This window comes from Ruegeria sp. HKCCD7181 (assembly GCF_057221055.1).
Genome location: NZ_JBWVBC010000008.1, coordinates 1 through 19,334 on the forward strand (window position 1 = coordinate 1; position 19,334 = coordinate 19,334).

The 19,334-nt window shown below is 55.9% G+C and carries 14 protein-coding genes; 11 read left to right on the forward strand and 3 right to left on the reverse strand.

Annotation, left to right across the window (positions count from 1 at the left end; all coding sequences use genetic code 11):
• Nucleotides 1-289 precede the first annotated feature (289 nt).
• Nucleotides 290-4,876: a DUF4214 domain-containing protein gene (locus AC2TCY_RS15625; protein ID WP_480848726.1), complete on the forward strand. Its 4,587-nt coding sequence runs from the start codon at nucleotides 290-292 to the stop codon at nucleotides 4,874-4,876.
• Nucleotides 4,877-5,083: 207 nt separating this feature from the next.
• On the opposite strand, the gene AC2TCY_RS15630 is transcribed toward AC2TCY_RS15625, so the two are convergent.
• Nucleotides 5,084-5,290: a hypothetical protein gene (locus tag AC2TCY_RS15630; protein WP_480848727.1), complete on the reverse strand. Its 207-nt coding sequence runs from the start codon at nucleotides 5,288-5,290 to the stop codon at nucleotides 5,084-5,086.
• Between the two features lie 216 nt (nucleotides 5,291-5,506).
• On the opposite strand from AC2TCY_RS15630, the gene AC2TCY_RS15635 reads away from it, so the two are divergent.
• The gene (locus tag AC2TCY_RS15635) at nucleotides 5,507-5,755 is read left to right on the forward strand and encodes a hypothetical protein (RefSeq protein WP_480848728.1); all 249 of its coding nucleotides are present in this window, start codon (nucleotides 5,507-5,509) and stop codon (nucleotides 5,753-5,755) included.
• Nucleotides 5,752-6,537: a phosphonoacetaldehyde hydrolase gene (gene phnX, locus AC2TCY_RS15640; RefSeq protein WP_480848730.1), complete on the forward strand. Its 786-nt coding sequence runs from the start codon at nucleotides 5,752-5,754 to the stop codon at nucleotides 6,535-6,537. Before AC2TCY_RS15635 ends, phnX begins: the two co-directional genes overlap by 4 nt.
• 105 nt (nucleotides 6,538-6,642) lie before the next feature.
• On the opposite strand, the gene AC2TCY_RS15645 is transcribed toward phnX, so the two are convergent.
• Together AC2TCY_RS15645 and AC2TCY_RS15650 are read right to left on the reverse strand one after the other, a co-directional pair.
• Nucleotides 6,643-7,953, reverse strand: a complete 1,311-nt coding sequence (locus AC2TCY_RS15645; RefSeq protein ID WP_480848731.1) for a GH1 family beta-glucosidase — start codon at nucleotides 7,951-7,953, stop codon at nucleotides 6,643-6,645.
• A 1-nt stretch (nucleotide 7,954) separates the two neighbouring features.
• Nucleotides 7,955-8,986 carry a LacI family DNA-binding transcriptional regulator gene (locus AC2TCY_RS15650; protein WP_480848733.1) on the reverse strand — a complete coding sequence of 344 codons (1,032 nt, stop codon included), beginning with the start codon at nucleotides 8,984-8,986 and terminating at the stop codon, nucleotides 7,955-7,957.
• A 219-nt stretch (nucleotides 8,987-9,205) separates the two neighbouring features.
• Between AC2TCY_RS15650 and AC2TCY_RS15655 the strand changes: the two genes are divergently transcribed.
• The 8 genes from AC2TCY_RS15655 (at nucleotide 9,206) to pheT (ending at nucleotide 19,294) form a co-directional block, all read left to right on the forward strand.
• Nucleotides 9,206-10,474, forward strand: coding sequence for an ABC transporter substrate-binding protein (locus tag AC2TCY_RS15655; RefSeq protein ID WP_480848735.1), 1,269 nt, complete (start codon nucleotides 9,206-9,208; stop codon nucleotides 10,472-10,474).
• A gap of 66 nt (nucleotides 10,475-10,540) precedes the next feature.
• On the forward strand, nucleotides 10,541-11,548 hold the full coding sequence (locus AC2TCY_RS15660) for a carbohydrate ABC transporter permease (protein WP_480848736.1): 1,008 nt from the start codon (nucleotides 10,541-10,543) through the stop codon (nucleotides 11,546-11,548).
• Nucleotides 11,549-11,558: 10 nt separating this feature from the next.
• Nucleotides 11,559-12,707: a carbohydrate ABC transporter permease gene (locus AC2TCY_RS15665; protein WP_480848737.1), complete on the forward strand. Its 1,149-nt coding sequence runs from the start codon at nucleotides 11,559-11,561 to the stop codon at nucleotides 12,705-12,707.
• Nucleotides 12,708-12,716: 9 nt separating this feature from the next.
• The gene (locus tag AC2TCY_RS15670) at nucleotides 12,717-14,372 is read left to right on the forward strand and encodes an alpha-glucosidase (RefSeq protein ID WP_480848739.1); all 1,656 of its coding nucleotides are present in this window, start codon (nucleotides 12,717-12,719) and stop codon (nucleotides 14,370-14,372) included.
• 3 nt (nucleotides 14,373-14,375) lie between these two features.
• Nucleotides 14,376-15,458: an ABC transporter ATP-binding protein gene (locus tag AC2TCY_RS15675; protein ID WP_480848740.1), complete on the forward strand. Its 1,083-nt coding sequence runs from the start codon at nucleotides 14,376-14,378 to the stop codon at nucleotides 15,456-15,458.
• Between the two features lie 76 nt (nucleotides 15,459-15,534).
• Entirely contained in the window at nucleotides 15,535-16,341 is an 807-nt protein-coding gene (locus AC2TCY_RS15680; RefSeq protein WP_480848741.1) for a CE1 family esterase, read from the forward strand.
• 61 nt (nucleotides 16,342-16,402) lie between these two features.
• On the forward strand, nucleotides 16,403-16,810 hold the full coding sequence (locus AC2TCY_RS15685; protein WP_480848743.1) for a cupin domain-containing protein: 408 nt from the start codon (nucleotides 16,403-16,405) through the stop codon (nucleotides 16,808-16,810).
• Between the two features lie 87 nt (nucleotides 16,811-16,897).
• Entirely contained in the window at nucleotides 16,898-19,294 is a 2,397-nt protein-coding gene (gene pheT, locus AC2TCY_RS15690) for a phenylalanine--tRNA ligase subunit beta (RefSeq protein WP_480848745.1), read from the forward strand.
• The last annotated feature ends 40 nt before the right edge of the window (nucleotides 19,295-19,334 follow it).

A 19,334-nucleotide genomic window follows, 5' to 3' on the forward strand; every position in this document is an offset into this window, starting at 1 on the left:
CCGCACCAGAGATATTTTGACCAAAGCCAGCGGGGCATGGACACAAACAGATCGGGCGTTTGCAGAGAACTCGACACTGATCCATTCGGTTCAGGTGACCGAAACAGCTGACGGAAGAATGCGCTTAACGCGAACTGACACCGATGGTGATGGAAACGCGGATAGAGCTGTCGCCACGTCAATAACAGCTGATCAGTCAATTCTGACGACTTATCGCGATGTAGATGTCAGGGGGATCGAGACCAGTATCGCAACAAAATTTGTATCGGCGAATGGAATGACCAGTTCATTGAGCTTTGATCTGGATGGCGATGCGCAAACAGATATTTCTTATTTTTCGAATACCCATTTTGATGCAGACGGAAACCGAATTACACAGCTACAGGAAAAGCTAGGTGATCCAAATTTAATTAATGAGATCTGGGACCTTCCGGATATCAATGGCTCAACAGGTTATACCTATCTGCAGACCGTGATCGAATCTGCGGACGGGTTAAGCACGAGTGTAACGACAGACATTGACGGCGACGGCGATATAGACAGCCGCAGTTTGACTACGACTGAGTTACATGACGGTGGCCGACAAACTATTCGCACGGACGAAAGCTACGCCGATGGCGAAACCAAAGCAACATTCGTTCGGAGTATCAGCGCTGATGGCCGGACTGTCACAGAGACACGTGATCATGATGGCGATGGGGTTCTGGATGTTTGGGCCAGGTCCGTTACAGGCGTGGATGGAAGTCTGATCAGTATTGAAAAGACCTTTGATGTCGAAGGACAGGTGAACGACATCAGAACCTCGACGGTATCAGCGGATGGGTTGATTTATACAGAAACAACAGATGAATCCAGTTTCACGGTTAACAGCTCGCCTGTAGGCAACGGTACATATTCGACCGCCTATTCCGATCAGGATGGTAGCTTTACCAGCTCACATCAAGTGGACGGGACGGGAATCGAAACCTGGTCCCTAACGCGCACCATAGATCGGGTGACAACCAGCTATGAAGTTCGACTGGACGAACCTTCAAAAGCTCGGGTTCTTGCGGAAGCGGAACGCCTTTATGATACGGTTCTGGATCGTGATCTTAACCGATCTGACTATGAAGAACTTGTTGCATATGTTCAGGACGGCGAACTGAATATCGAAAGCCTCGCCAATGAACTCATGCAATCCGGAGAGTTCGCAGCGCGCTATCCCGATATCACGGATGCTGCATTCATTGACCAAGTTTACACCAATGCATTTGGTCGAGGGGCAAGCATGAGGGAATTTGCCGATGCATTGGCGCAGTTGTCTGGTGGCTCGACTACCCGCGCGGCCTTTGTTGCGAGCCTGTCGGAATCCTCAGAACACATCGTGGTCGGTAATGGCCATATGTCGACAAACAACTTTGATGTTGTACTGAACAGCATCCGCGCTGAACGCTCGCTCGACAAAAGCTATATCAGAGATGTCGCACAAAGCCTTCTGGGTGTGCTCTACGAAAGAAAGTTCAGCGATGGAGTGCTTGACCTCATGGCGCAACATGCGCTCGACGGGCAGGAATCCTTACTAAGCTTCGCTACGCGCCTGACCGAGGAAACTGTGACCCCGGATCCCGATTCAGGACTGGACGTCGCATCCTACAGCGATGACGCTTTTGTGCGCCGCATTCTACAGAACGCCTTTAATGCTGAGCCTTCAGAAGCCGACGTTGCTTTGTGGCTGGGCAACCTCCAATCCGGTCACATGACACGTGGCGAGCTTTTGCTGGTGGTTGCGCGCAGCGTTGAATTCCTGGCTGAAGGCAACATGATGCTTGGAAATGGAACAATTATTACTATCAAACACTCCCCCCAGGCAAATCTGACCATTGGTCAACAGGAGATTGACGGTGTCATTGGAGACGCCCGCGATAACACCATTGATGGATCCGGATCGACACGACGGTTGGAGCTTTCCGGTGAAGGTGGGAACGATGTCATTACCGGGGGTAGTAATGATGACGTTTTGTCAGGCGGCGCTGGAGCAGACACTCTGCTAGGGCGCGGAGGTAATGATATTCTGTTTGTCGATCATGAAGATCTGACCTCTGGTTCAATAGACGGCGGGGGCGGGTACGATACTGTCAAGGTTGAGGGTAGCACTGCTGTCACAATAAATTTGAGCAACCACAACGTGGAAGCGGTTTATGGCGGCAATGGCGACGACAACATTGAGGCTGGCAACAGGTTGGCAGCAGTCTTTATTGCTGGTGGACGAGGTAATGACATCGTTGGTGGTGGGAGCAAAAATGACGCCTTATATGGTGATCAAGGCGACGATGCTCTTGTCGGCTACGGAGGAGATGACTTGCTCTCTGGTGGATCCGGCAACGACACGCTGACAGGGTATATCGGAAGCGATTCACTCTACGGTGGATCGGGTAACGACACACTTTATGGAGGCTACGGCAACGACTGGCTGGACGGTGGATCAGCCGTTGGCTGGGACGGCTTATATGGTGGATCAGGTAACGATACCTATGTGTTCAGTGAACAATCGGGAAACACTTTTATTGACGACATAGATGCGAGTTCCACAGGGGACCGCGTACTGTTCCGGGATGTTTCGATCTGGGATTTGTCCGGACATTGGGGCCAAGATGCCAATGGCACAGACCGATTGGAATTGGCCGACAATGACGGCAATCAAATCCATATCTACAATGCATCAATGATCGAAAAGTTTGAATTCGAAGCCAATGACCTCATTTTCGACAGACTAAGTGTCAGCGGTGGCATTGGCTGGAATGATACCCTCACAGGCAGCAGCGGACGAGACCTGATTATTGCCGGAGAGGGTAACGATGTTCTCTACGGCCATGCCGGAAACGATTTCATGCGTGGCGATGGCGGCAACGACACGCTCCACGGCGGCGATGGGGATGACGACCTCTACGGTGGCCAGGGGGAAGACGCCCTTTACGGAAATAACGGCAACGATACTCTGTGGGGCGGTGGTGGTGCTGACACCCTTTATGGAGGTAATGGGAACGACATTCTTGGAGCTCAGGGCCAAACCGGATGGGATGGCCTTTTTGGTGGAGAAGGTAACGATACTTACATATTGAATCAGGATTCCGGGAAAACCTGGATTGATGAAGAAGGCGCCACTTCGAATTCGGACAAAATACTGTTCAAGGATATACCATTCTGGGACTTGTCTGTGCATTGGTATCACGACCCGGCAGGTTGGAGCCGCCTTGAATTGCTGGATAATCTGGGAAACGTAATTCATATATCTCTCTCAACACTTCAGGAGATCGAAGTATTCGAATTTGAGCAGAATGGCCGAAGCTTCAACAGTTTGTTTGTTGGCGAAAGTGGCGCCACGATCGACATCATCACCGCAAGTGGAGGCAACGATCTAGTATTCGCTGGCGCAGGAGACGATGTTGTTCACGGGCATTCCGGTGACGATCATATCCGCGGCGAAGCTGGAGATGATATCCTTCATGGAGGGGACGGTGACGACGGGCTGTTCGGGCATTCCGGCGATGATCGCTTGTATGGAAACAACGGAAATGATCATTTGAACGGCGGTGGTAGCGACGGTTGGGATGGCCTTTTTGGCGCTAATGGGGATGATACATACGTGTTCGAACGTGGTTCGGGCAATACGTACATCAACGAATGGGACGCAACCTCTGCCAACGACAAAATCCTTTTTAAAGATATCAGTTTCTGGGATCTGACCGGCCAATGGGGGCAAAGTGAGAGTGGCGAAGCACGGATCGAACTGACAGATGCAGATGGAGATCTTCTTCACATCTATGCAAAGTCGAAATTTGAGCACCTTGAATTCGAGCAGAATGGCCGAAGCTTCAGTGGGCTGTATGTTGGCGGGAGCGGAGCCAAGAACGACAACATCACCGCAAGCGCAGGCAATGATCTAATTTATGCTGGTGCGGGAGATGATGTTGTCTACGGGCAGAGCGGCGACGATCACATCCGGGGCGAGACGGGCGATGACATCATCTATGGAGGGGAGGGCGACGATGGTATATTCGGGCACTCCGGCGACGACCGTCTGTACGGCGAAAATGGCAATGATTGGCTGAACGGCGGCGGCAGCGAGGGTTGGGATGGTCTGTTCGGCGGCGACGGTGATGACACTTATGTATTCGAGCGCGGCTCGGGCAATACGTACATCAACGAGTTGGACGCAACATCCGCCAACGACAAAATCCTGTTTAAAGACATCAGCCTCTGGGATCTGACCGGCCAGTGGGGGCAAAGTGAGAGTGGCGGAGCACGGATCGAACTGACAGATATGGATGGAGATGTTCTCCACATCTACCAACAGTCGAAGTTTGAGCATTTTGAGTTTGAACAGAATGGTCGAAGCTTCAATGGTCTGTATGTTGGCGGGAGCGGATCCAAGAACGATAACATCACCGCAAGCGGAGGCAATGATCTGGTTTACGTCGGTGCGGGCGATGATGTTGTTTTTGGTCAAACCGGAAATGATCTGATCCGAGGCGATGACGGTAACGATACACTTTACGGCGATGACGGAAACGACAGTCTCTACGGAGGCGCTGGAAACGATTACCTGGTCGGCGGCGCTGGAAATGACGGTTTGGTAGGCAATAATGGAAACGATACACTGACCGGTGGATTGGGCGCCGACGAATTCGTCTTCGATACGCAATGGGATATGGGTAACAACACCATTACGGATTTCGAGATTGGTATTGATGTTCTGGAAATAAGAGGAAGTACCTACATTGATCTCCACTTTATTGACACGGGCTCTGGAACTGTCGTTGATTGGAGTACCGGCTCCGTTGAACTCACAGGTGTCGATATCGCTTTGCTGACAGAGGACAATTTCTCATTTGCTTGACGAACGTTTCGGTCGTCAGGAGTTTTGTGTACGGCTGGTTCGTTACTCTCGGCAGTTGTTGTTCGACCGCCGATCAAATGCCGTTTCTGAACAGGATTTGAACGATCAGATGACGCCTAGTAACTCTGCCCTTTAGTTTTTCTGGGTTTTCTCAGTACTTCTGTAGTTCGGCAAAGGTCAAATCCTGCTCCCGCAACCAGCGTCAGACTAACTGTCGTCGGAATCAACGCCCGCCTCATCGGCGGGCTTTGCTTTTTTGAGCATGGCGATCAGATTGCTCTGCATGTCCAGGACATGGTTTTTGGCGTCTTGATCATAGGAAACGACAACACGGTCCAGCAGCTCATGCAGCTCGTCGCTCGCTCTGCCCGCTACACCTTCAAGCCGATACTTAACCAGTCGATGTCCGCTCATGACACAAAGCAGACCTTGAAAACCTCACGCCGAACGTCGGCTTCGGCTATTATTGCGTGCGACCTTTCCGCAGCGCATTTAGGAATACCTGCGGTTCGTATCCAGCAAACATCGTAAGCGTTGCATCTGACCCCCTAGATAGCCTCTGACACGATTGTCGATCTTGTTCTGTACTACGACACTGGCGGCCCGGTCCAATCGTACAGCATTGCCAACGTGCTGGACCCCGGCTTGCCGGATCAGGACCAAACGGCCAACCTCATTCTCAATTATCCGGGAAAGCTGAACAAGCCGGACAGCTTCCGCGGCGGCCATATCGGACAGGTGGATGCAGCCGTCATGTGGGCTGTTGTCGATGTTACCCGAGACGTACTAAAGAAAATGGGCGTCGATAGGGCAACCCCATCCCCTCTGACCTCAAAGACAAGCGAGCCGAACCGGCCTGATCCAAGGAGAAGAAGATGAGCAAATTCAAAGCGGCCGTATTCGACTGGGCCGGTACGATTGTTGATTTTGGGTCTTTTGCGCCAATGGGGGTATTTGTGAAAGCCTTTGCTGAATTCGGTATCATTGCGACCATCGAGCAGGCGCGCGCGCCGATGGGTGCTCCGAAATGGGATCACATCCGAAGCATGATGGATATGGAAGAGATCGCTGCTCAGTGGGAGACCAAGTACGGCAACCGGCCTACGGTTGCGGATGTGGACAAGGTCTATGAGGTTTTTGTTCCGATGAATGAAAAGGTCGCCGCTGATTATGCGGATCTTGTTCCGGGCGCCAAAGATGCAGTGGACGAGCTACGTGCGATGGGTCTGAAAATCGGATCGACCACGGGTTACACGCGGTCGATCATGGAAAATGTCGTTCCGGTCGCGGCTAAGCAGGGATATGAGCCGGACAACCTGGTCTGTTCGGACGATCTGCCTGAGGGTCGGCCCGGACCACTTGGCATGTACAAATGCATGGTCGATTTGGTGGCCTATCCGCCTCAGGCAATTATAAAGGTGGACGACACGGAGCCCGGCATCAAGGAAGGCGTCGCAGCGGGATGTCTTACCGTTGGTGTGTCCCTGTCCGGAAATGCCGTCGGCAAAACGCCAGAAGAACTGGCGACACTGCCGGAAGCCGAAGTCGATGCGCTGCGCATCCACGCCATAAAAATCCTAAAGGAGGCGGGCGCGGACTACGTGATTGATACCGTGGCCGATCTTCCGGCACTGGTGAGGCAGTTGGACGCTGCAAGCTGAGTGTTTGGGCACGATACTTGAGGATCAAAATCTACGGTCGCGGAAATACCGCGAGCACCAATGAACCTTTGGATGCCGGCGCACGAGTAACCCGGAATGAGCACTTTATCCCTTGAGCAGAGCATTTTTCAGCGCGTAATAGGAGGCCTTCGGTGTTCTCTTGAGTGTGGCAAAATCCACATCGACAAGCCCGAACCGTTTTTCATATCCCAAGGCCCATTCGTAATTATCCAACAGTGACCAGACAAAATACCCCTTGACCGGAACTCCTTCGTTTAGGGCGTGACGAACTTGGGCCAGATGGCAGTCGAGGTATTCTATGCGGTCTTCATCCTGACTACGTTCGCTGCTCGCCATGCCATTTTCGGTCACATAGATCGGCAAGTCCGCAGTATACTCGCGGGCGGTCCTGATCAAAAAACGTGACAGCGCTGCGGGGTCGATCTCCCATCCCATCTGGGTCTTAGGCAAGGGGCCTGGAACCTCCTTCAGGCTTGGCCATGCGCTGTTGCCAGAGGCGATCAGCTTGCGAGTGTAGTAGTTCAATCCGCACCAATCTACCGGAGTTCCTATTGTGTCGAAGTCATCCTGCCAGCGGTATGGCAGATGCGCTTCGAGCCCATCCAGAACAATTTGGGGGTAGGACTTGTTGAAAACACCACCCAGAAAGAACCGGTTGTAGATCCCGTCATAACGATCCGCCGCGCGCCGTGCAGCGTCGCTGTCATCCGCTGGCTCAGCCCATTCCAGATTGAATACGGCGCCCAGGTTGCCCATCCCCAATCCCCGCATCGTTTCGATGGCCCGACCATGGGCCAGCAGTACGTGGTGCATGGCGCGCGCCGTGGCGCGGACATCCCGCAAGCCGGGCGCGTGCTGTCCTTCGAAATGGCTGAGCCAGCTGACGCACCAGGGCTCGTTGATTGGCGCGACGCTGTACATCCGGTCGCCGATCCGACCCATGATGATTTCGGTGAAATCGGCAAACCACCCGGCGATGTCCCGATTTCGCCACCCCCCTAGATCGGTCAAGGGTGAGGGCAGTTCCCAGTGGTAAAGCGTTGCGCAGGGGCGAATACCGCGTTCGAGCAACGCATCCGTCAAGCGGTCGTAATAATCCAGACCGTCCTGATTAACCTGTCCGCGCCCCTCGGGAAGAACACGCGCCCAGCTTGTGGAAAAGCGATAGCAGTCAAACCCTGCATCCTGGATCAGGTCGAAATCCTGCCTAAAACGATTGTAATGATCGCAGGCCCTATCGCCATTTTCGGACCGAACCACGTTACCCGGTGTCGCAGCAAAGCTGTCCCAATGGGTCGACCCTGCACCACCCTGGGCGTGCCCTTCGATCTGATAGGCCGAGGTTGCGACGCCGAACAGAAAATCGTTCGGAAAATCTTGGCGCGTGTGTTTCATGTCAGGACCTTTGCAGTGCAGGGCCCGTCGAGCTGCCGACGACCAGTTCGGCCTCAAGCAAGCGCTTTTTGGGGGGGTCGTTGGGGGCGTTGATCCGTTCAATCAGCATTTCGGCGGCCAGTTCTCCGGCGTGCCTGACAGAAGACCGCGTGGCGGTGAAGATCGGCACATCCTGTCCGTTCTTCATATAGGATAGATCGTCGTCATGGGCGATGACAGAAATGTCATGGCCCATACGCAGCCCGTTCTCATCCAGCGCCCTGCGAACGCCTACGGCAGAAATGATGGACGAGGCCAGTATTGCCGTGGGTGGATTCTCCATCCGCAACAATTCGCAGGTTGCCTTATGGCCGTAAACTTCGGTCATTTCGGCGCTGCGCAGCAGTTGGGGGTCAAGCGTCAATCCGGAGGCCGCCAGCGCAGCCATGTAACCATTGCGCCGCCGCTGGGCGAAATCCATATCCTCAAGCCCATTGATCAGGGCGATACGCTGGTGGCCAAGATCGATCAGAAACCGAGTTGCGCGTTCGAAGGAACGTTGGTTGTTCACGTCTATCCAGTCGTAGGGCTCGGTCGCGCTGGTCGATCTGCCGTGTACGATGAACGGAACGCCCATTTTTGACAGAACCGGTATCCGCGGCTCATCCACTTTCGGGCCTTGCAGGACGATCCCGTCCACCGCGCCCCGTTTGAACAGACTTTGATATGCCTCTTCGACCGAGGTATCTGCGGCATGGGTGAACATCATGTCATAGCCGAAATCGGCATATTTCTTTGCTGCACCTGCAACGAAATCGCCGAAGATCGGGTTTACCATCTCGTGGCGCGATGAGCTGGGAATCACGTGCCCGATGACCATTGACCTTCCAGTTGCCAACCCCTTAGCGCGACTATTCGGACGGTATCCATGTTTCTCTGCCGCAGCCTGAACCCGAATGCGTGTTTTCTCGTTGACCTCCGGATAGCCGTTCAGGGCGCGGCTGACCGTCGTCTGCGAAAGACCGAGGATTTCCGAGAGCTGTTTAAGGTTCATGGACTTCAAAGCGCCTTCAAATTTCAATTGTGTTTTGTTTTGTGCGTAAATTCGCCTTCCGTCAACCCGTTTTGAATTATTCGATGATAGCGTTAATAATAAGGGGAGTGGAAAACACATCATTGACAGATGCTGAATGTTAGCGGATAAAGTCGTCTATCCAAAGCGCTTTGAAAAGTTGAGTCTCAGGTGCGCAAGTCAACGTTGGGAGGAGAATTCATGAAACACTCGCTTTACGCAGGCGCGGCCACGTTCGCCCTGATGGCGGGCGCGGCTCAGGCTGACAAGGTCACCGTGTTTGGTCCGTGGTTGGGGCCGGATCAGGAAAATGTCGAAAAAGTGCTGGACGGATTTTCCGCCGCTACCGGGCATGAGTACGCCTATGTCGGCTCGGACAGTTTCGAACAGCAGATACGGATCGATGCCGAGGCCGGTTCGGCACCGAACGTTGCAGTGTTTCCTCAGCCCGGTCTGGCCGCAGACATGGCGAAATCCGGTTTCCTGACAGCTTTGGGGGACGGTACCGCAGACTGGATTCGCGACAATTATGCTGCCGGGCAGTCCTGGGTTGATCTGGGCACCTTCCCGGGGGCGGATGGGCAGGACCATCTGTATGGTTTCTTCTACAAGGTCGATGTGAAATCGCTGGTGTGGTTTGTTCCAGAGAATTTTGAAGATGCCGGTTATGAAGTGCCGACAACGATGGAAGAGCTCAAGGCGCTGACCGATCAGATTGTGGCCGACGGCGAAACCCCGTGGTGCATCGGGTTGGGGTCTGGCGGCGCGACTGGCTGGCCCGCGACCGACTGGGTCGAAGATATGATGCTGCGCACCCAGTCACCCGAGGATTATGACGCTTGGGTCGCGAACGAGATGAAGTTCAACGATCCAAAAGTCGTTGCCGCGATCGAAGAATTCGGTGCCTTTGCCCGCAACGACGACTATGTCGCGGGCGGTGCAGGTGCTGTTGCAACCACCGATTTCCGCGACAGCCCCAAAGGCATGTTCAGCTCGCCGCCACAATGTTACCTGCACCGTCAGGCCTCATTCATTCCGGCTTTCTTCCCCGAAGGCACCGTTGTCGGTGAGGATGCGGATTTCTTCTATTTCCCGGCCTATGAAGGCAAGGATCTCGGTAGTCCTGTACTGGGTGCGGGCACTTTGTGGGCGGTCACCAATGACAGCCCCGGCGCGCATGCTCTGATCGAGTACCTTCAAACCCCCGAAGCGCATGAAACCTGGATGGCGTTGACTGGATTTCTGACGCCTCACAAGGGTGTGGATACTTCTGTCTTCTCGGACCCGACGCTGAAGAAGATGAACGATATCCTGTTGGGAGCGACCACCTTCCGGTTTGATGGATCCGACCTGATGCCCGGTGGCGTTGGTGCAGGCACATTCTGGACCGGGATGGTCGACTATACCGGCGGTAAGCCCGCGCAAGAGGTGGCGGACGAAATCCAATCCTCGTGGGATGCGTTGGACTGATCCCATCTGAAACCGGGCAGTCCGCAATGTCGGGGTGCCCCTTTTCCCTTCGCAACGGAGAGCGTCATGCATCCGGCACTTCAAGGCCTGCTGACCATCGCCATCGGCGTGTCGGGCTGTGTGGGCTATTTCTACTTTTCCAACCAGTTTCTGGACAAGATTCTGTTCCCGCCGCGCGGGCCGAATGCGGGCCGCAACATCAATCGCGCGAACATTATCCGCCCCTGGTTGTTTCTTTTTCCCGCTCTGGCCGCACTCAGCCTGTATCTGGCTTATCCGGTGGTTGAAACACTACGCCTGTCGCTTACAGATCGTTTGCCGGGCGGCGGGTATGAATGGGTGGGTCTGGAAAACTACCGGCAAATGGCAGCCGAGCCCAAATTCTGGGAAGCAATGCGCAACAACATGTTGTGGCTGATCGTGGTACCAGCGATGTCGACGGGGTTTGGACTGTTGGTGGCGCAGCTCACGGACCGCATTCGCTGGGGAAATGTCGCCAAGGCGCTGATCTTCATGCCCATGGCGATATCATTTGTCGGCGCTTCCGTGATCTGGAAACTCGTCTATGACACCCGTCCGGCGGAGCAGGATCAGATTGGTATCCTGAACGCGTTGTACATCTTCTTCGGTGGGACAGAGCCGCAGACTTGGCTGACCATACCGTATTGGAACAGCTTTTTCCTGATGATCGTTCTGGTCTGGATTCAGACTGGCTTTGCGATGGTCATTCTGTCCGCGGCCTTGCGGGGCATCCCCGAGGAAACGATCGAGGCCGCCATTCTGGACGGTGCAAACCCGTTCCAGATTTTTTTCAAGATCAAAGTTCCGCAGATCAAGACAACCATTCTGGTCGTCTGGACCACAATCACGATCACCGTTCTCAAGGTCTTTGACATTGTTTTCGCCATGACCAACGGCCAGTGGGAAACGCAGGTCCTCGCCAATTACATGTTCGACAAACTATTCCGCGCCAATGACTGGGGCGTTGGGTCGGCCTCGGCCATGGTGATCATGCTGTTGGTGACACCGATCCTTGTCTGGAACGTGCGCAATGCGCGCAAGGAAATGCAGTGAGGGGACTGGCATGAGCGATATTGCAGGAACCAAACCGGCGCTCAGATGGGTTGTCCACGGCTCGGTGGTCTTACTGGTGGTGCTTTGGGTCTTTCCGACCCTCGGTCTGCTGATCTCATCTTTTCGTACGGCCGATCAGATCGCAACCAGCGGGTGGTGGCGATCCCTGTTCCCGTCCGAGCAGAACCTGACACTGCGCAGTGCCGCGCCAGAAACGCAGGTGCTGGAAAACGGGATGTATGTCATTGAAGGCAACCTGTTTGACGCAGGAACCAAGGCGACAATATCGAAATGGGGGGTCAGCTCGCGTGCCGTGGATGCTTTTGAGCCGGGAGAGACCGCAGAACTGCGGCGCGGCGGGACGATCACTGTGGATGCAAGCGGAAACTACCGGATGGAGAATTCTGAGGAATTCACCGGCAGCAGGGGCGCGCGGGTCTTTGTAACCGCAGAACTGCCGCCCGAATTCACGCTCGACAATTATCACAAGGTGCTGCTGGCCGAAGACAGTACCGACAGCATGGGCAAGGCCTTTTTCAACACACTCACGGTAACGATCCCGGCAACGATCATCCCGATCCTTGTCGCCGCTTTTGCGGCCTATGCGTTGGCATGGATGGATTTTCCGGGCCGTGCTCTGCTGATCGCAGCGGTGGTCGGGCTGCTGGTTGTTCCATTGCAACTGGCGCTGATCCCGCTGCTGAAATTCCACCTGAATATCGGGATTGGCAAAGGGTACTTGGGTGTCTGGATGGCCCATACCGGGTTTGGGATGCCGTTGGCAATTTACCTGTTGCGCAATTACATGGCCGGATTGCCGCGCGATCTGATCGAAAACGCGCGGGTCGATGGGGCGACCGAATTCCAGATCTTCACCAAACTCATCCTGCCGCTCAGCTTTCCGGCCTTGGCCTCTTTCGCGATCTTTCAGTTCCTTTGGACCTGGAATGACCTGCTGGTCGCCAAAGTGTTCCTGATCGATGCGTCCGGCGAAACCACCGTGATGACCAACCGCATTGTCGAGTTGTTGGGTACACGCGGCGGCAATTGGGAAATCCTTGCCACGGCGGCGTTTGTGTCGATCGCCGTACCGCTGGCTGTCTTCTTTGCAATGCAGAAATACCTCGTCCGCGGCCTGCTGGCCGGTTCAGTCAAATAAAGGCGTGTCATGAACGTGCAGAACAACACAAATCATATCAAAGCAACCAAGGCGTCGTCTGAATGGTGGCGGGGTGGGGTGATTTACCAGATCTATCCGCGCAGCTTTCAGGACAGCAATGGCGATGGAATCGGCGACCTGAAGGGGATCACCAGCCGGTTGGGCTATATCGCTTCGTTGGGTGTCGACGCGATCTGGATTTCGCCATTCTTCAAGTCTCCGATGAAAGATTTCGGGTACGACGTCAGCGATTACCGCGATGTTGATCCGATGTTTGGCACGACGGACGATTTCCGCGATTTGCTGGATCAGGCGCATGCACTGGATCTGAAGGTCATGATCGATTTAGTGCTGTCGCATACTTCGGATCAACACCCTTGGTTCAGCGAAAGCCGTACCAGTCGGGATAACGCTAAATCCGACTGGTATGTCTGGGCCGATCCCAAACCTGACGGCACGCCGCCAAATAACTGGCTGTCGATCTTTGGCGGTTCGGGGTGGCAGTGGGATTCGCGCAGGCAGCAGTATTACCTGCACAACTTTCTGGCCTCGCAGCCCGATCTGAATTTCCATTGCGCCGACGTTCAGGATGCCCTGCTTGACGTGGCGCGGTTCTGGCTGGATCTCGGTGTCGATGGCTTTCGTTTGGACACGATCAATTTCTATTTCCACGATGCCCAATTGCGCGACAATCCTGCACTACCCTTGGATCAGCGCAACGCCTCCATTGCGCCGATGGTTAATCCATACAACCATCAGGATCACCTTTTCTCGAAAAGCCAGCCGGAAAACATTGCGTTTCTGGAACGGCTGCGTGCCGTGACTGACGAATACGAAGGTCGGGCGTGTCTGGGTGAGATCGGGGATGCGCAGCGTGGGCTTGAGATTATGGGTCAGTACACGACCGGCGATAAGCGTATGCATATGTGTTATGCCTTTGAGTTTCTGGAAAAGCGTGCGCTGACTGCGACTTATGCCAAGCACGTCTTTGATCAGCTTGAGGAGAAAGCCGGGGATGCCTGGCCTTGCTGGGCGTTTTCGAACCATGACGTTCAACGCCATGCCTCGCGCTGGGAATTGTCTGACGAAGCGATCCGTCAGCATGTTGTCCTGATGATGTGCCTGCGTGGTTCGGCCTGCCTGTATCAGGGTGAAGAGCTTGGACTGCCCGAAGCACAGGTGCCATTCGAGCGGTTGCAGGACCCCTATGGCATAGAATTCTGGCCTGAATTCAAAGGCCGCGACGGGTGCCGTACGCCCATGGTCTGGGCTGCGCAGGACCAGGAGCTCGGGTTCAGCACCGGCGAACCGTGGCTTCCTGTCAGCGCCCAGCAGGCCGAGCGAGCAGTGGATCGGATGGAGCGGGAGCCGAACTCGATGCTGCACCATTACCGCCGCGCTATTGCGTTGCGCCATGCGTATCCGGCGCTGATGTCAGGTGTGCAGACACAAATGGCGCAGAACGGGTCTGTGCTGACTTTCCTGCGTGAAGCTGGCGCCGAAAAGGTGTTCTGCGCATTCAACCTCGGTTCCGAAACGGAAAGCGTCGCTCTGCCAGACGGCAATTGGCGCACCATCGGCGAGGAATTGGGCGGCGTCTCAGGGGCGGGGACTGTGACCCTGGGTGTCGCGCAATTCTGTCTGATGGTCAGGGAAAAGGGGTAAGGCATGTCGGAACTTAATCTAACGGACGTAGCCAAGACCTATGGCCCGGTCGATGTTCTGAAAAACATCAACCTGGATATCGAAACGGGTGAACTGATTGTGTTCGTCGGCCCCTCGGGCTGCGGGAAATCCACCCTGCTGCGGATGATAGCCGGGTTGGAGAATATCTCGGGCGGTACGCTCGAGATCGAGGGCCAGGTCATGAACGACGTGCCGCCGGCGCAGCGTGGCATTGCGATGGTGTTCCAAAGCTATGCGCTTTATCCACATATGACAGTGCGCGAAAATATGGCCTTTGCCTTGAAGATCGCCAAGATGCCGTCGGCCGAGATCGGCGCCGCTGTGGATCGCGCCGCCCGGACCCTGCAACTGGAGCCATTTCTGGATCGTCTTCCCAAGGAGCTGTCCGGCGGCCAGAGGCAACGGGTTGCCATTGGCCGCGCCATCGTGCGGGACCCGAAAGTGTATCTTTTTGACGAGCCGCTCTCGAACCTTGACGCGTCGCTACGTGTCGCCACACGGATCGAAATCGCCCGATTGAAAGAGGCGATGCCAGAAAGCACGATGATTTATGTGACCCACGATCAGGTCGAGGCCATGACGCTGGCCAGCAGGATTGTTGTCTTGGCCAACAAGGGCATCGCCCAGGTCGGCACGCCGTTAGAACTTTATGAAACGCCGGACAACGAATTTGTCGCGCAATTTATCGGCTCACCTGCGATGAACCTGCTGCCTGGCGTTATTTCAGAGACCGGGCAAACCACGACGGTGACGCTTGAGGCCGGGGGAGCCGTCGTTTCGGCGATCTCCACTACCCCGGATCAGCAGGGATTGCAGGTCAATGTAGGCGTACGCCCCGAGGATATGTTGCCGGATGACGCGTCGGGGTTTTTCGAAGGTGAGGTAGATTTCACCGAAGCGCTGGGCGAAGTGACATTGTTGTATTTTGCGGACAAACCCGGCGCCGAGAGTATCATTGCCAAACTCCCGGGAATCGAGCGAAATCTGCGCGGGCAGATGGTCAAACTATCGGCGGATCCGGCGAAAGTGCACCTATTCCACAATGGATTGTCGCTACGGCGATGAACGCAGCCCGCGTGAAGAACAATCTTTGACGCATATGTGACGTGACACTGGCGGCAAGGCGGTTACGCTCCGCGACATGATGTACAGACTGATCTGCTTGTTTTGGATGGCCGCGACACCAGCTTTTGCAATGGGGCCGTGGCGCGCCGATTGTCAGGGTGACACTGCTTGCCAACTGGATGATCGCTCTTATCACGTGCTTGAACCGGACGAGTGGGATGGTGAAACACCCTTGCCGGTGCTGATGCATTTTCACGGTTGGGCGCGCCAAGGAAACGTCGTCGTGAACCACGAACGGATTGCTGGGGCGACCGCGCGCAGGGGCGTTCTACTGGTTGCCCCCAACGGGTTGGGCAAAAGCTGGAATTTCTGGAGTTCCGAGACTGAAGACGTTGGTTTCGCCGACCGCGTTCTTGAGGATGTCGGTCGGCGCTATCCGATCGACCCGACCCGTATCTATGTCTCGGGGTATTCTTTTGGCGGTGCGATGGCTTGGCGCTACGTCTGCCAATCCGGTAACGCGGTCGCGGCGCTGCTTGCTGTAGCGGGCAGCATTCGCCAGACCGAGAGCTGCCCGCAAGCGCCGCGACAGGTTCGCCATGTCCATGGAACCAGCGATGCCGTGATGGATTTCCCATTTGGCCCGGACAACGACACGACCTATCCGGTGGCACTGTGGCGACAGAAGTTCGATTGCGGCACAGCCATCCCGCGCGGAAATTGGAGCGTGGTACCGTTCCTGACGCTCAGTCGCATGGAATGGACTGACTGCGCTCGGGGGCAAGTGGTTCTGGATACACATCCGGGCGGGCATTTCATCCCGCATGGCTGGATCGGGCGGCAATTGGACGAACTTTTGGGGCGTTCGCCCACCTATCCCTGAGCGTTGACTTCATAGCTCAGGCGCGATCATCTGCAGATCGCACAAACAGGAGAACACCGTCGTGAAACCGCTGTTGTTGAGCGCTCTGATCCTTGCCGCCACACCCGTACTTGCCCGTGACACCTATCCACCGGTCGAGGTGTTGTTGCAGACCCAAACCTCGGTCATTGGTGAAGTGCTGGAATATCCCACTGGTACGCCCGAGATTACGATGGCGATCGTTTCCATGCAGCCCGGCCAAAACACCGGACCTCATCGCCACGATGCGCCCTTGATGGCTTATATTCTGGAAGGGGAAATTACGGTCGATTACGGCGAGGCCGGCACGCGTATCTATAAAGAGGGCGATGCCCTTGTCGAGGCTTTTCGGTCAACTCATTTCGGGGTCAATACCGGCGACGGCATTGCTCGCATTCTGGCGGTGTTCGCGGGTTCAGACAGCGTGTCGAACACGGTCGCAGAAGAGTAAACGCCGGGGGACCATGCTGCCTCTTTCCCCTGTGCGCAATATCCGTTACACGCGGGCTGACCCAAGATGACTGGCGGATGACGACCGATGAAATTCACTCTTTCCTGGCTCAAGGATCACCTGGACACCGACGCATCAGTTGACGAAATCACTGATGCACTGACCGACCTCGGCCTCGAGGTCGAAGAGATCGTGAACCCGGTGGACCGGCTGGCGGACTTTACGCTGGGCTACGTGAAACACGCCGAGAAACACCCCGACGCGGACAAGCTGCGCGTCTGCAACGTGCAGACAGACGAGGGTGAGTTGCAGATCATCTGTGGTGCCCCCAATGCGCGTGAAGGCATCACGGTCGTGGTCTGCAAGCCCGGCATGTATATCCCCGGTCTGGATCTGACGATCAGCGTTGGCAAAATCCGTGGTGTCGAAAGTTTTGGTATGATGGCCTCTGAGCGAGAGCTGGAGCTGTCGGACGAGCATGACGGCATCATCGAACTGCCGACGGGCGAAGTGGGCGACCGCTTCGTTGACTGGCTGGCCGAGAACGACCCGTCCAAGATCGACCCGGTGATCGAGATTGCGATCACGCCGAACCGACCAGATGCGCTGGGCGTGGCCGGGATTGCCCGCGATCTGGCAGCGCGCGGATTGGGTACCCTGAAAGTGCGCGACTATGTGCCGGTGCCGGGCGATCTCAAAAGCCCGATTAAAGTGACCATCGACGAGGATACTCTGGACGGCGCGCCACATTTCACCGGTCGTCTGATCAAGGGCGTAAAGAACGGCCCCAGCCCGCAGTGGCTGCAGGATCAGCTGAAGGCGATAGGTCTGCGTCCGATCTCGGCTTTGGTGGATATCACCAACTATATGACCTTCGACCACAACCGTCCGCTGCACGTCTTTGATGCCGACAAGGTGCAGGGCGATCTGCGGGTGCATCGCGCCAAAGGCGGAGAAAAGCTGGTCGCGCTGGACGAGAAAGAATACACCCTTCAGCCCGGCATGATGGTGATTTCGGACGACAACGGTCCCGAGTCCATCGCTGGTATCATGGGCGGTGAGAATACCGGTTGTACCGAGGAAACGGTGAACGTGTTTCTCGAAAGCGCGTTCTGGGATCACGTGCAGATCGCGCTGACAGGGCGCGCGCTTAAGATCAACTCGGACGCGCGGTACCGGTTCGAACGCGGTGTCGATCCGGAATACACGCTGGAAGGGTTGGAACATGCGACGCAGATGATCCTGGATATCTGCGGTGGTGAGGCGTCAAACGTGGTCGAGGTGGGCAAGGCCCCAGTCCACGCGCGGGCCTACAAACTGGATGCAGAACGCGTTCGGTCGCTGGTCGGCATGGACATCCCCGAAAGCGAGCAGCGCCAGACTCTGACCCGTTTGGGCTTCCGTTTGGAAGGCGAGATGGCTCACGTTCCCAGCTGGCGCCCTGACGTCATGGGTGAGGCCGATCTGGTGGAAGAAGTCGCGCGGATTGCCTCGCTGACCAAGCTGCAGGGCAAACCGCTGCCACGCGTCACTGATGGAATCCCCAAGCCAGTGATGACGCCGACGCAACGACGACAGTCGATGGCGCGTCGCACTTGCGCGGCGCTGGGGTACAATGAATGCGTCAGCTACACCTTCATCGATCAGGCCTCGGCGGCGCTGTTTGGTGGTGGGGACGAAGCGACGCAGCTTGAAAACCCAATCTCGTCCGAGATGAGCCACATGCGCCCCGACCTGCTGCCCGGCCTGCTGCAGGCCGCAGCCCGCAATCAGGCGCGCGGCTATGCGGATGTGGCCCTGTTCGAGGTCGGGCCGGTCTTCCATGACGGCGAACCCGGCGATCAGAAAACCCAGATCACCGGCCTGCTTGTCGGTCGCAACGGCCCCAAGGACGTTCACGGTGCCTCGCGACCGATCGACCTGTTCGATGCCAAGGCGGATGCCGAGGCTGTGCTGGCCGCCATTGGCGCGCCTGCGAAAGTGCAGGTCCTGCGAGACGGTGATGCATGGTGGCATCCGGGCCGGCACGGTAAAATCTGTCTGGGTCCGAAGAAGGTGCTAGGTGTCTTTGGCGAGCTGCACCCGCGTGTCTTGCAGGCGATGGACATCAAGGGCCCCGCAATGGCCTTTACCATCTGGCCGGACGAGGTGCCGATGCCGCGCAAATCCGGTGCGACCCGTGCGGCGCTGGAACTGCGTGATCTGCAAGCGGTCGAGCGTGATTTTGCCTTTGTGGTCGACGCAGATGTCGAGGCGCTGACGCTGGTGAACGCCGCCGCCGGTGCCGACAAGGCGTTGATCGAGGACGTCCGCGTGTTTGACGAATTCATCGGCGGCAGTGTGGGTGAGGGCAAGAAGTCACTGGCCATCACCGTACGCTTGCAGCCTTCGGATGCGACCCTGAAGGAAAAAGATATCGAGGCTGTGGCCGAGAAGATCATCGCCAAGGTCTCCAAGGCCACCGGTGGCGTTTTGCGCGGATAATCACACGCAGTATTCGAGTTGAACGCGCCTTTGGGCGCGT

Excerpts from the sequence above, each read along its gene's own strand:
- AC2TCY_RS15630 (WP_480848727.1), bottom strand. The coding sequence starts at position 5,290 with ATGAGCGGACATCGACTGGTTAAGTATCGGCTTGAAGGTGTAGCGGGC.
- phnX (WP_480848730.1), top strand. The coding sequence starts at position 5,752 with ATGAGCAAATTCAAAGCGGCCGTATTCGACTGGGCCGGTACGATTGTT.
- AC2TCY_RS15645 (WP_480848731.1), bottom strand. The coding sequence starts at position 7,953 with ATGAAACACACGCGCCAAGATTTTCCGAACGATTTTCTGTTCGGCGTC.
- AC2TCY_RS15650 (WP_480848733.1), bottom strand. The coding sequence starts at position 8,986 with ATGAACCTTAAACAGCTCTCGGAAATCCTCGGTCTTTCGCAGACGACG.
- AC2TCY_RS15655 (WP_480848735.1), top strand. The coding sequence starts at position 9,206 with ATGAAACACTCGCTTTACGCAGGCGCGGCCACGTTCGCCCTGATGGCG.
- AC2TCY_RS15660 (WP_480848736.1), top strand. The coding sequence starts at position 10,541 with ATGCATCCGGCACTTCAAGGCCTGCTGACCATCGCCATCGGCGTGTCG.
- AC2TCY_RS15665 (WP_480848737.1), top strand. The coding sequence starts at position 11,559 with ATGAGCGATATTGCAGGAACCAAACCGGCGCTCAGATGGGTTGTCCAC.
- AC2TCY_RS15670 (WP_480848739.1), top strand. The coding sequence starts at position 12,717 with ATGAACGTGCAGAACAACACAAATCATATCAAAGCAACCAAGGCGTCG.
- AC2TCY_RS15675 (WP_480848740.1), top strand. The coding sequence starts at position 14,376 with ATGTCGGAACTTAATCTAACGGACGTAGCCAAGACCTATGGCCCGGTC.
- AC2TCY_RS15680 (WP_480848741.1), top strand. The coding sequence starts at position 15,535 with ATGATGTACAGACTGATCTGCTTGTTTTGGATGGCCGCGACACCAGCT.
- pheT (WP_480848745.1), top strand. The coding sequence starts at position 16,898 with ATGAAATTCACTCTTTCCTGGCTCAAGGATCACCTGGACACCGACGCA.